The organism is Rhodoferax ferrireducens, from assembly GCF_031458075.1.
In the GTDB taxonomy this organism is placed as follows: Bacteria; Pseudomonadota; Gammaproteobacteria; order Burkholderiales; family Burkholderiaceae_C; genus Rhodoferax_B; species Rhodoferax_B ferrireducens_A.
The window spans coordinates 925,734-938,329 of sequence record NZ_JAVDXT010000002.1; the positions used below are offsets into that span (position 1 = coordinate 925,734).

The 12,596-nt window shown below is 54.4% G+C and carries 11 protein-coding genes; 4 read left to right on the forward strand and 7 right to left on the reverse strand.

Going from position 1 to position 12,596, the window contains the following annotated elements; genetic code table 11:
• Nucleotides 1-9 precede the first annotated feature (9 nt).
• A complete protein-coding gene (locus tag J2X19_RS13295) occupies nt 10-591 on the forward strand; it encodes a superoxide dismutase (RefSeq protein ID WP_116606285.1) in 582 nt (193 codons plus the stop codon).
• A gap of 46 nt (nt 592-637) precedes the next feature.
• Here the strand turns inward: J2X19_RS13295 and J2X19_RS13300 are convergent, their stop codons facing one another.
• Nucleotides 638-1,102 carry a DUF192 domain-containing protein gene (locus tag J2X19_RS13300; protein WP_310373781.1) on the reverse strand — a complete coding sequence of 155 codons (465 nt, stop codon included), beginning with the start codon at nt 1,100-1,102 and terminating at the stop codon, nt 638-640.
• Nucleotides 1,103-1,279: 177 nt separating this feature from the next.
• Here J2X19_RS13300 and icd point away from each other — a divergent pair, with 177 nt between their 5' ends.
• The 3 genes from icd to J2X19_RS13315 all read left to right on the forward strand — a co-directional run bounded on the left by icd (nt 1,280) and on the right by J2X19_RS13315 (nt 7,404).
• On the forward strand, nt 1,280-2,539 hold the full coding sequence (icd, locus tag J2X19_RS13305; RefSeq protein WP_116606559.1) for an NADP-dependent isocitrate dehydrogenase: 1,260 nt from the start codon (nt 1,280-1,282) through the stop codon (nt 2,537-2,539).
• Nucleotides 2,540-2,942: 403 nt separating this feature from the next.
• Complete coding sequence (locus J2X19_RS13310) at nt 2,943-5,183, forward strand: HDOD domain-containing protein (protein WP_310373783.1); 2,241 nt, start codon at nt 2,943-2,945, stop codon at nt 5,181-5,183.
• A 1-nt stretch (nt 5,184) separates the two neighbouring features.
• Nucleotides 5,185-7,404 carry a putative bifunctional diguanylate cyclase/phosphodiesterase gene (locus J2X19_RS13315; protein ID WP_405048647.1) on the forward strand — a complete coding sequence of 740 codons (2,220 nt, stop codon included), beginning with the start codon at nt 5,185-5,187 and terminating at the stop codon, nt 7,402-7,404.
• 158 nt (nt 7,405-7,562) lie between these two features.
• Here the strand turns inward: J2X19_RS13315 and J2X19_RS13320 are convergent, their stop codons facing one another.
• From J2X19_RS13320 to ybiB, 6 genes are all read right to left on the reverse strand, one after another.
• A complete protein-coding gene (locus J2X19_RS13320; protein WP_310373787.1) occupies nt 7,563-8,642 on the reverse strand; it encodes a nucleotidyltransferase domain-containing protein in 1,080 nt (359 codons plus the stop codon).
• Nucleotides 8,639-9,556, reverse strand: a complete 918-nt coding sequence (locus J2X19_RS13325; RefSeq protein WP_310373789.1) for an HprK-related kinase A — start codon at nt 9,554-9,556, stop codon at nt 8,639-8,641. Before J2X19_RS13325 ends, J2X19_RS13320 begins: the two co-directional genes overlap by 4 nt.
• Nucleotides 9,553-9,840: an HPr-rel-A system PqqD family peptide chaperone gene (locus J2X19_RS25915; protein WP_165830823.1), complete on the reverse strand. Its 288-nt coding sequence runs from the start codon at nt 9,838-9,840 to the stop codon at nt 9,553-9,555. The genes J2X19_RS13325 and J2X19_RS25915 overlap by 4 nt, the downstream gene beginning before the upstream one ends.
• A 37-nt stretch (nt 9,841-9,877) precedes the next feature.
• Nucleotides 9,878-10,495, reverse strand: coding sequence for a hypothetical protein (locus tag J2X19_RS13330; protein WP_125473937.1), 618 nt, complete (start codon nt 10,493-10,495; stop codon nt 9,878-9,880).
• Nucleotides 10,496-10,771: 276 nt separating this feature from the next.
• Nucleotides 10,772-11,608, reverse strand: coding sequence for a uroporphyrinogen-III C-methyltransferase (gene cobA, locus J2X19_RS13335; RefSeq protein WP_310373792.1), 837 nt, complete (start codon nt 11,606-11,608; stop codon nt 10,772-10,774).
• On the reverse strand, nt 11,605-12,534 hold the full coding sequence (gene ybiB, locus J2X19_RS13340) for a DNA-binding protein YbiB (protein ID WP_310373794.1): 930 nt from the start codon (nt 12,532-12,534) through the stop codon (nt 11,605-11,607). The genes cobA and ybiB overlap by 4 nt, the downstream gene beginning before the upstream one ends.
• Nucleotides 12,535-12,596 lie beyond the last annotated feature (62 nt).

Below are 12,596 nucleotides of genomic sequence, written 5' to 3' on the forward strand. Positions count from 1 at the left end.
AGGAAAAACATGGAACATACCCTGCCCCCATTGCCCTACGCGATCGACGCTCTGGCGCCTGCTTATTCCCAGGAAACCCTGGAATACCACCACGGCAAGCACCACAACGCCTACGTGGTCAACCTGAACAATCTGCAAAAGGGCACCGAGTTTGAATCGCTGACCCTGGAAGAAATCATCAAGAAGTCCAGCGGCGGCATCTACAACAATTCCGCTCAAATCTGGAACCACACCTTTTTCTGGAACTGCATGAAGCCCCAGGGCGGCGGTGAACCCAGCGGCGCGCTGGCTACGGCAATCAATGCCAAGTTCGGCTCCTACGCGGCTTTCAAGGAAGCTTTCGTCAAGTCGGCTGTGGGCAACTTCGGTTCCGGCTGGACCTGGCTGGTGAAGAAGCCTGACGGCTCGGTCGACATCGTCAACACCGGCGCCGCCGGCACGCCGCTGACCACCGCCGACAAAGCACTGCTGACCGTGGACGTGTGGGAACACGCGTACTACATCGACTACCGCAATATGCGCCCCAAGTTTGTCGAAACCTTCCTCGACAAGCTGGTGAACTGGGAATTCGCGGAAAAGAATTTCGCCTGAGCTTTTTAGCGCCCTGAAAAAAAGCCCGTCTGTGACGGGCTTTTTTTTATTTGGCTTGCTCGAAGGGTTTGCCGCCGAGTTTGCTGCCGGCCTTGATGCCCTTCTTGGCGAACCAGCCTACGTTCATTTCCAGCACATAGCGCACCGGTTTGGTCGAGCAGTGCGAGTCAGTGGTTTGCGGCTTCATGTCGGCCAGGTTGGCGATGGAGCCGTCGTCTTCCACAAACGCGGCGGTCAGCGGCAGGATGGTGTTTTTCATCCAGAAACACTGGGTGGCGGGCTGCTCGAAGACGAACAGCATGCCTTCCTGCTGCGGCATCTCCTTGCGGAACATCAGGCCGATCTGGCGCTGGTCGGGCGTCAGCGCCAACTGGGTGTCGATCTGGTGGATGCCGGCCGTCAGCGTGATGCGGGGCAGGTTGGTTTGTGGGGCATCTTGTGCGCTGGCCGAGCCTATGCCGGCGCACACCAAGGACAAGGAAAAGCAGAAGGAGTGGATCAGTTTTTTCATGGAATGTGGTGCAAAAATTAAACTTGCTGCGAGCTTTTGGTCTGCATTCTGGCACTGCCAAATGGGCCAGCCGCCGACCATGGCAGCTTGTGATTAAAGACTAGAATCTTTTGCAAAAGCATGCTGTGCTGCCTGCTACGCATTTATTCCCCCATCTTTACATCTACTGGAGTCTCGATTTCCATGTACCAGCACATCCAAGTACCCGCTGAAGGCCAGAAAATCACGGTCAATGCGGACTTCTCCCTCAACGTGCCAGACCAGCCGATCATTCCGTTCATCGAGGGCGACGGCACCGGGCAAGACATTACGCCCGTGATGCTGAAGGTGGTGGATGCAGCGGTGGCCAAGGCCTATGGCGGCCAGAAAAAGATCCACTGGATGGAAATCTATGCAGGCGAAAAGTCCACCAAGATCTACGGCCCGGACGAATGGCTGCCCAAGGAAACCCTGGATGCTGTACGTGATTACGTGGTGTCCATCAAAGGCCCGCTGACCACGCCTGTGGGCGGTGGTATCCGCTCCCTGAACGTGGCCTTGCGCCAGGAGCTGGACCTGTATGTCTGCCTGCGCCCGGTGCAGTACTTTGATGGCGTGCCTTCGCCCGTCAAGGAGCCGCACAAGACCGATATGGTGATCTTCCGCGAGAACTCGGAAGACATCTACGCGGGCATCGAATTCGAAGCCGAGTCCGACAAGGCCAAGAAGCTGATCAAGTTCCTGCAGGAAGAGATGGGCGTCAAGAAAATCCGCTTCCCCAATACCTCGGGTATTGGCGTGAAGCCGGTGTCGCGCGAAGGCACTGAGCGCCTGGTGCGCAAGGCTTTGCAGTACACCATCGACAACAACAAGCCCAACCTGACCATCGTGCACAAGGGCAACATCATGAAGTTCACCGAAGGTGGCTTCCGCGACTGGGCCTACGCACTGGCACAAAAGGAGTTTGGTGCCGAACTGATCGACGGCGGCCCGTGGATGAAGTTCAAGAACCCGAAGACCGGCAAGGAGATCGTCGTCAAGGACGTGATTGCCGACGCGTTCTTGCAGCAAATCCTGCTGCGTCCCGCCGAGTACAGCGTGATCGCCACGCTGAATCTGAACGGCGACTACGTGTCTGATGCGCTGGCCGCCCAGGTCGGCGGTATCGGCATTGCGCCGGGTGCGAATATGTCCGATTCCGTGGCTTGCTTTGAAGCCACCCACGGCACGGCCCCCAAGTACGCCGGTAAGGATTACGTGAATCCCGGTTCGGAAATTCTGTCGGCCGAAATGATGTTGCGCCACATGGGCTGGATCGAAGCCGCTGACCTGATCATCGCGTCGATGAAAAAATCCATCGCCAGCAAAAAGGTGACTTACGACTTCGCTCGCCTGATGGAGGGCGCAACGCAGGTCAGCTGCTCTGGCTTCGGCCAGGTAATGATCGACAATATGTAGTGCTTTTTGCAGCCTTGCTTGGCGTCTCACAAGCCCCTGATTTTCTGGTGAAAGTCAGGGGCTTTTGCTTTTTGCACTTCGTATCGGTCTGCCGCTGGCCTGGCTATGCGTGCATTTTGTCTACAGCGGGTTCAGCGATTTCGCAACGTTAGGCGTGAAATAGTCCGCTCATCGAGGGTGTCTGTGGAAGTGGTGCAATGCTGTCATTCTTATGGCAGTATCATCTGAATGTAAAAAGAGTAACAAAATTCATATTGGCATTCAAATCATGTAAATTGCCAGCGCCGTTGGGATAGGTACCAGGTTGATGCGCATAATCCGTTGCTCTTAATGAAGTATCTCCAGGGGATGCCCGCACTGCTTTTGAGCAGAGTGATGTAAGAGTTGCGCGAGCATGTCTTGGATGGCCATTCGCTTGAAGAGCTTGCTAGCAGCAGTCGATGGCTTGGCTAAATTGACGGAAACCAGAAGCGTACCTGTTTGGAAAATGGCTCAATCTGATCAAGATATTCGGAATCGTCTGCTGGTGGCGCGATTGCCTGCGATGCCAGAAATTTTGTTCAAACTGCTTGAACTTTGCCAGGCGGATGATGCTGGCATGGCCGAGCTGGCCAAGCTGATCGCCAATGACGCGGGCATGACCAGCAAGGTTCTGAATGTGGCCAACCATGCTGCCTATTACCGTGGTGAGCAAAAGGTGGGGCTGGTCCAGGCGCTAAGCATCTTGGGTGCCGACGTCATCAAGACAGTCATCATCAGCGAATCGGTGCGACATACCTTCAATGGTTTTTCCAGCTCGGCCAGCCGTGACATGCGAAGTTTTTGGAAGCACGCCTTGACGACCGCCGTCATTGCCCGTGAAGTTGCCAAAAAGATGGGCTATCTTCATAGCGAGGAAGCCTACCTGGCGGGACTGCTGCACGATGTTGGACGTTTGGCATTGATGGCCGTGGCGCCAAATGAATATGGCTTCAATTTTCTAGCCCAGGACGACGAAAACCTGTGCGCGGTGGAAATTCGAACCCTGCAAATTTCCCATGCGGAAGCCGGTGCATGGCTGGTGGAGCGATGGAACTTGGATTCGTTCATGGCGGACAGCATTCTCTACCACCATGAGGCCGCAGCCCGCATAGAAACTGCCCATGCGCTGATTCGTATCGTTCACCTGGCCAACTGGATGGCGAATCAACCGTCGGATGCCTTAATGCCGGCGGAGGCAGGCGCTCTTTGCCAGCTGTCTAATGACACCATGCTGCTCATCATGCAAGGGGCGGCGGCTCAAGTTAAAAAATCCGCTTCATTTCTCGGAATAGATTTGTCCGGGACGGACGCCATGCCGGTTCCCGCCGTGGATAGCCCCAGAGAGCCAGCGGCCAATCCGTCTCAACCAGGGCCGCTCACGAACGCTGTTCTGGATATGACCTTGGCTGCGGAGCTGAGGCAGTCTTTCGCCCGGCAAAAGGGCGATACCCAGTTGCTCAACTCTGTTCGCCACAACGCGCGGATTCTGTTTGATGTGGACGAGAGCATCATCCTGCTGATGAATGGTGGAGGGCAGTCTCTGGTCGCAGTTGCATCGGGTGATCGACGCCAGCGCTTGGCCGAGTTTTCTATCAGTCTCTTGGAAAATCGCAGCGGAATTGCCGCAACGGTTCGGCAAAGACAGCTGGGCTTTCTGGATCGTGCCGGCGGCGCTCTGAGCGTACCGGAAGAGCAATTGCTGAGAATATTTGGTGCCGATTGCCTGGTCTGCATCCCCTTTGCCGACGGAGCACAGTGCTTTGGCGTGATGGTGTGCGGTGTGCGGTCTTGGCAACTAGCTGACCTACAGCGTCGCGAGCGCCTGCTGCACACATTTGGCTTGCAGGTTGGGGCTGCGCTGGCCGCAGCAGCCAGTGACCAAGGCGAGATTGACCGGCGTATTGCACGGATCAAAGAGGATTATCGTGAAAACGCTCATCGTGTGGTCCATGAGATAAACAATCCACTCGCAATTATAAAAAACTATCTGAGTGTTCTGGATGAAAAATTAATTCGAGAAGAGCCAGTGTCCGGTGAGCTATCGATACTGAATGAGGAAATTGACCGTATCGGAAACATTCTGGATGAATTTAGTGGTGCGGAACCCAAAATCCAGGAGCAACCGACGGATATCAATAAAATCATCAAGCAGTTGGTTAGTTTGTTTCGAGAAAGTAAATTTTTACCCGCATCGGTACATATCGGTACGCAATTGTCCGAGAATTTTTATGAAATCGATGCATCCAGTGATTTGGTGAAACAGGTGCTGGTGAATCTTCTCAAAAATTCCGTGGAGGCACTACCCTATGGCGGCCTGATTGAGGTGGTAAATGGTGGGCAGATTGTACGTAATGGGCGCGAAGTATTGGCTTTGTATGTAAAAGACAATGGCCCCGGCATTCCGGCGGCTGTTTTACCCAAGATTTTTACACCCGTGGTGAGCGAGAAACCTGGCAAAAATAGGGGGTTGGGTTTAAGCATTGTGAATAGCTTGGTTGAGAAAATGGATGGATTTATAAGTTGCACAAGTTCTAAAACAGGAACGGTATTTGAAATTTTATTTCCAATCCGTAGTTCTGTATTGGACGGGTTTTCTTCGGTTTCAACCAAGGATGGAGTCTGATTTGTCAAATTTGAGTGATGCTGCAAACGGTTTGGAATTAAATTTCCCGGTTGGTTACACGTCACTGCCAGACTCAGTGGAGTCGCCGGTATTGGTCTTACTGGTGGACGACGAACCAAGAATCCTCAGCAGCCTGAATGAATTGCTCAAAGGGCGTGGTTATTTGTTGACCAGTGCAGCCAACGGAGGGGATGCGATCCAGCATCTGCGGCGAGGGCCTTTTGATTTGGTAATCCTGGATCTGCATCTGCCCGACATCGGGGGGCATGAAATCATGGATTTCATGAACCAACAGAAAACCGGTTGCAACGTAATCGTCACCAGCGGTGCACGGGGTATTGATGCAGTCATTGGTGCGCTCAAACGTGGCGCGTATGACTATCTTCGCAAGCCCTATAGCCGAGAGGAATTACTGAAGGCAGTTGACAATGCCTTGCAGCAGCGTCGTCTGAAGGCGGAAAACCAGCGCATTGCCTTGCGGCTGGAGCGGTCCGAGAGAATCTATCGTTATCTGGTTGATAGCTCGCCAGATATTATTTACACGCTGGACCATGAAGGGCGTTTTACCTTTGTCAATGACCGTGCACACCAATTGCTGGGATTTAGCCGTGATGAAATCCTGGGTAAACATTTTTCAGTGCTGGTACATGAGGATGACCTAGACCGGGCTCACTATGTTTTCAAGGAGTGCCGAGATGACCATCGGCTATCGCGCAATGTTGAACTCCGATTGAAATCTCGCCATACCGCCAATGACCAACGCACATTTAGCCATGAGCTGACAAATATTACCTTTGGTAGTACCGAAGATTTACAAAATTCTGAGCTGGACCGGCAGAAGGCCTTTTGGGGAACCTATGGTGTTGCGCGTGACATCACCGAGCGCAAGCGGGCTGATGAGCTGATCAATTACCAAGCTTTTCACGATATTTTGACCCAACTGCCCAACCGCGCACTATTTCGAGACCGCCTTGGTCTTGCGCTATTGCAGGCAAAACGCAATGAGTCAAATCTCGCAGTGATGTTTCTCGATTTAGATCGTTTCAAAATTGTGAATGACACGCTCGGACATGGCGTTGGGGACGAGTTACTGCAACAGGTGTCCTCTCGGCTGAAAGCCTGTTTACGCCGCTGTGACACCCTTTCGCGATTGGGTGGAGATGAGTTTCTGGTGGTACTAGCCGATCTTACAGATCGACGCGATGCCGCGTTGATTGCCGAAAAATTTATTGAATCTTTGCGGCAGCCATTTGCGCTCGCGGACCAATTGGTACACATCTCTGCGAGTATTGGAATCGCGGTCTATCCGTTCGATGGTTCGACCGTGGATGAGTTGATACGCCACTCGGATGTCGCGATGTACCAAATGAAGACCCAAGGCAAGAATGGCCATGTCTTCTTTGATGCTTCGATGCTGGATGCCGCCACGCAGAGAATTGCACTTGAACATAGCTTGCACTTGGCAGTTGAGCAAGGTGAGCTGGAGATGTATTACCAGCCGCAAGTCGACGTGATGACGCATAAAGTCGTGGGGGCTGAGGCTCTCATGCGCTGGAACCATCCTGAGCGAGGCTTCTTAAGCGCGGGGGAGTTTTTGCCATTCGCCGAAGAAAATGGATTGATGATTCCGATTAGCGATTGGATGCTTGAGGCCATTTGCCATGATCTGAAGGAGTGGAATAAGGTTGGTGATAATAAAATATGTTTGTCACTCAATCTTTCTCCGCAGTACTTGGATCGTGGTGATTTTTTTGACAACTTAAAAAATGCGCTTATTCGTCATGATATTGAACCCAAGCAAATTGAAGTTGAAGTAACGGAAAATATTTGCATCCGTAATCCACAGGTTGCGATTGAGCAGCTGGATAAACTCGGGCAATTGGGTGTCAGTGTTGCCATTGATGATTTTGGCACGGGCTATTCTTCATTGTCTTATTTGCACAGGTTCCCTATACATACCATCAAGATTGATCGGGCATTTGTAATGGAAATTCAGGATGTGGGTGCGCATTTTCCTGTGGTTTTGGCGATTATTTCCATTGCACGTGGTCTTGGTTTGAATCTTATTGCAGAAGGGGTGGAAACCCGAATTCAAGAGCGGTATTTAAAGAATGCTGGATGCGACGTCATGCAAGGATTTCTGTACCATAAGCCGCTTCCACAACATGCTTTCATGGAGTTGTTGCGCAATCAGAATAGCCTTGTGGCCGAGATGCATTGACTATTGCCAGCAGGGAGTTGGAAGCCCGCAGAAGTCCGGAGTTTGGGTTTTCTGTATTCTTATGTATTCCATGATTACCCCAAAATTCATTGGTTGAATCCCAGCTGGTAAATTGTCGTTTGGATGTCCGGCCTACTCGCGACCGCGCTAGAAGCGGTTTAGGTTTTTGGGGGGAAGCGCCGCATCCAGGATTTGCGCAGCAAGTGCGGAATCAGGAGGTGTAAGGGCATGCGCAGCGCGTGGGAGCGTACGTACAAAAGCCAGCGTGCCAGGCCTGTCCATCGGCTGTCGCAGCTTGGATGGTCGGGTTGTAGCGCTAGGCCCAGCATCCATGCCATCAATGCCCTTGAAAGCCGATTAGGGCCTAGCTGATCCAACCGGCTCTGTAGATGTTCCGGCGTCTGAAAGTCCAGTAGACGCCGAAGTTGAAAGAGGGCATGGAACAGCGGAATCTGGAGACCAAGTACTTCAGCGCGTTCAATTAATGCGCTCCAGAAGTTCGCTTGGTGGCTGAAGTCGTTCAATAGGTCGCGCAGGTCCAATAGATCGCGTAATCCATGGCCGAATTCGCCTTCTTGGAACAGGTGTACGGCGCTGTGCAGCACCATGTCTACCGGCGCGAGTATGTACAGCCCCGGATAACCGGGTAGCGGCATTGCGTCGCGCAGCAATTTGTCACCATCTACATTAAAGCGAGAGGTTGGTGGTGTGATTGTGTGGTGCAGGTCAATGAAAGAGTCTCTGTGCACGTGCCGCAGCGGCGGAATTTCGTGCATCCATTGCCGGTAATACCTTTGGTTGTAGGCATCGCGCTCGTCGGAAATCCAGCCAGCGGCAAACAAGGCGTTTTCTACGGCTTCAATTTGTGCCCGCGGTACCAGCAGGTCGATGTCCGCAAACAGGCGTCCGCGGGCAGCGGCCATGTTCGCCATCAGGTAGGCCGCACCCTTTAGCACCACCACGGGGCCTTCTATTCCACGTAATGCTCTGGAAATACGGTCAACCTCCCAGCGAACTTCATGTTGCTGGCGTTCGGCTAACCGCAGTCCGCCTTCCAAATGAACGCGCGGGCCGATTGGCACGTCATCCAAGAGGCTGTTGTCAATGTGTTGGCATGCCAGGCGGGCAAGTAGTCGGGCCTGACGGGCTTGGCCGAGCAAAGATTCCCATTCGTGAACCGACAACGCGGGACGCCAGTCGGTCTTGGCCCAGACAGCGGTAAGCAGGTTTGCGCTCACGCATTCCTCCTGGCGGCAAGCGCATCAAACGCCACTACTGCATCATCGAGTTGGCTGTAGCGGAAGTCGTAGCAATCACTTTCGTCTATGACTTTTGACAGCACTTCAAAGCCCTTCAGTCCCAACACCATGTAGTTGAATGCGTTGCGGCCGAGCTCCAGCATGCTATTGGCCTTGGAGCGAGGGGTCATCTGAGCTGTGGCCCCCGCCATGTACTTGGGGAAAATAACCCAGCGAGGACGGGCCGTTTCCTGGATGCGGTCGATATGTGCGGAGGGGGCTTTGAGCAGAGACACGCTTCCCTTGGACGTGTCGTGTACGACCTTGCTGAATATGGCTCCGGGCACGTAGCGACGAATGACGTCAATCGATTGGTTCTTGAGGCTGATAGGACGGCCCAATGGCGTAATCGATGTGTCGGTGAGTGAGATGAGGGCTAGTTCATCCGACAGCAGGCGCCAGCCACGGTTCACCAAGCCCGCACACAACGTGCTTTTTCCTGATCCAGGAGGGGCGGGCAGGATGACTGCGCATCCTTCTTTTTCAATCACAGCAGAGTGAAGAATCAGGTAATGGTGAGCGTGCATGGAGATGCACCAGTTCATTGACCATTCCAACAAGGGAAACGCATGGTCCTCAGGCAATGGAATGAATGGTTCCATTCCATCGAATTTGAAGATGGCTTGGCGACGCGCCCAGCGACGCCAGCCCGAGCCAGAGGCAATGGTGACGCTGTAATCTACAAAATGGCTTTCGTCCAATACGGTGTAGTTGCCGTACAGCGTATACAAGCCTTCTGCGATCGAGTCAATCGGCGATAGGATTCGAAATGAAAATGGGCCGATTTTTAAAATCAGCCCATTGCTTTGGAGTCTATGTTGGATCTCGAGAAAATTTAATTCTTCTAATTTCACTCGTTAAATGCTTCCACTAAGCCATGCGTGCACAGTTCATTCAGTATTTTCTCGACCAAGTCGTTTAGCTGGTCGCTGTCAGCTAGAGACGACGTACTTGTCAATTCTGAGACGAGATTGTTGAAACTACGGGATTTTTCTACAAGAGTATTCAGTATAAATGCCCGAACTGAATCCATCTGATGGGTTTGTCCCGAGCCTTCGTCGAAAACAACATACTCGTCATCCCAAGAAGCCCAATGCAGGCTTGCCGCAGGATTTATTTTGTATGCTGTGTGGCTCACTAGGTTGGCAGAAATACGGTAGTTCTCTCGATCTGGATCAGGTATGCACTTCCATGTAGTCCTTGAAGAACTTCAATGCATTTGCGTAATTGTTGGTGTACAGATTTAGTACTTCAGAGGCGGTATATGGAAAATTCGTAGCAGGTGAACCGGGCAGGGAATTCAGTAATGCAGCAATCCAATGAAACTCGTCAGAGCTGGGATTGTTTTGCATGATGTACAGCAAGCCTGATGCACTACCGCCACCGAATATCGTTGAAAAAGACGTGGTTTGCGTAAATGTTTTTCCATTGACCGAATTGGTGGCCACACCTGTCGTTGAGTTGTAATTTGGCCAGTGCGAGATCATTTTGTAGTAGCCAGGGCTGTAGCCCACGCAGACCGCCTTGATGGTTTCTTGCGAATGGACTCCGGACATCGTGCCGGAAATGGTGCAGCGCTTGCCATTGGCGGTAACGGCCAGAGAGCCAGTACCTGCCAGTGTGTGCATAGGAATGGCCGCTGCCGCAACTACGGAAGAACCCTTGCTGAGGCTTTTCAACAGCATCCGACGGCGTGCCATTGCATCCGAAGCCAGCCCGGTGTTTAGCGTTGTCGTCTGTTCTACGTCTGCTTGTTCGGTTTCGGGTCTTGTAGTGTTTTCGATTTTTGACATATGGCGTCCTGGCGATCTATAAGCGGCCGTGGATTCGGGGCTGTTTGCTGAAATGCAGCAAATATTGTGCCTCACCAGAATTGTAAAAAAATATCTATGTAATTCAATGGCTTGGAGCTGTCGAGATACGCCAAATGCACGTTAATGTGCAAAACTTCCGAAAAGTGTAAAAAACCTCGACAGTCGGATTTTGGATGCACGACCCCGGCCCCGTCTGTCCGCCGGACAGGTTGCCACAACTAACGGCCAGGGCGCAAGCTTTGCTGTGGGTTCGACTCAGGCTGCGCGGACCCGGGCGTCCGAGACCGCGACCCGTATGCCGCGCACCACGTCGCCGACCACCATGATGGAGGGGCTGCCGAGTTGTTCGCGCTCGATGGTGGCGTGCAGGCTGCCCAGCGTGGTGACCACGTGGCGCTGGGTCGCCAAAGAGGCGTTTTGCACTACGGCCACGGGTGTGCTGGCGGGCAGGCCGGTGAGCAGTTCGTCCTGGATGCGGCGTGCGCCGCTGACGCCCATGTAGATCACCAGGGTGAGCTTGGCGCTCAAGGCGGTGGCGGCCAGGGCGCGCCAGTCTGTGCCTTCGTCGTCGGGCTTGGCGTGGCCGGTGACAAACACCACGCCATGCGCATATTCGCGGTGGGTCAGCGGTGCATTCAGCGAGGTGATGGCCGCCAGGCCGGAGGTGATGCCGTTGACGACGTGGACTTCCACGCCCGCGGCTTGCAGGTGTTCGACTTCTTCGCCGCCACGGCCGAAGATGAACGGGTCGCCGCCCTTGAGGCGCACCACGTTTTCGCCTTCGCGGGCGGCCATGATCATCAGCTTCTCGATGAAGGCCTGGGGGGTGGACTTGCAGCCGCCGCGCTTGCCTACATGCACCAGGCGCGCCGTGGGCGGTGCGAAGGCGACGATTTCCTCGCTCACCAGATCATCGACCAGCAGCACGGTGGCGGCCTGGATGGCTTTCAAGGCCTTGATGGTCAGCAGCTCCGGATCGCCGGGGCCGGCGCCGACCAGCGTGCATTTTCCGCCGCCCTGTACCGCTTTGGCCGGAGCCAGCTGGTTGACGGTGCCAAAACTGGATGGAAAGGAGGTGTCGGTGGGGTTCATACGGTGGCTGGGCTCAGTGTGCGGATGTGCTGGGTTAAACGCAAGATGTGTTCCACCTGCAGGGCGATGGGTTGCGGCACGGCCTTGCGCCCGGCGAGTACGTCGCGGATGTAGCGGGCGGTGGTGTCGGCATCGATGTCCTTGGGCAGATCGGGCACCGCGGCCAGTGGGCCGGTATGGGCTTCTTGCACGACGCTCGGCTGGCCACGCAGGTAGCCGGTCATTTGCGGCACGCGGCGCGGGTCAGCCACGACTTCGCCTTCGGTGCCGCGCAGCAGCAGCGCGTTGGACTGCATCAGCGCAAAGGTGGCAGCCATGGAGATCGCGTATTCGGGGTGGGTGTAGCTGCTGACCACCAGGCTGGGGCCGGCGCAGGGCGTCATCAGCTTGACCAGGCTGTGCGCGGGGTTGCGAAGGCCGACCGCGCGGCGCACGTCCAGCAGCTGCTTCAGGCCCGGGCAGAGCAGCTCGGTGGTGGCATAGCAGACTTCGCCATTTGCTATTTCTTTGATAGCTGTTGCCGCAGGTATGTCCAGCGCCAGAAGCACATTTTGTGCAGAAATGCGGGTGGACTCGGTGGCCGTGCCATGCACCAGTACCGGCAGGCCTTCGCGGGCCAGCAGCAGGGCCAGCAACGGCGTCAGCACCGGCAGTTTGCGCGCGCCGTTGTAGCTGGGCAGCACCACGACCGGGCTGTCGCCCTCGGGCACCAGCTTCAGCCGGGCATAGGTGGCATCGAGGAAGCCGGCCATCTCGGACTCGGTTTCGCCCTTGATGCGCATGGCCAGGCAAAAGCCGCCGACCTCCAGGTCGGTGACACTGCGGTCCAGCACCTGGCCGAACAGATCGCTGGCTTGCTCGCGCGACAAAGCCCGCGCGCCATCCTTGCCGCGGCCGATTTCTTTGATGTATTGGCTGATTCCCATGCGCCGATTGTCGTGGATGGTTGATAACAATGGGTTATTTGCCGAATGACGCGTGGGAAGTC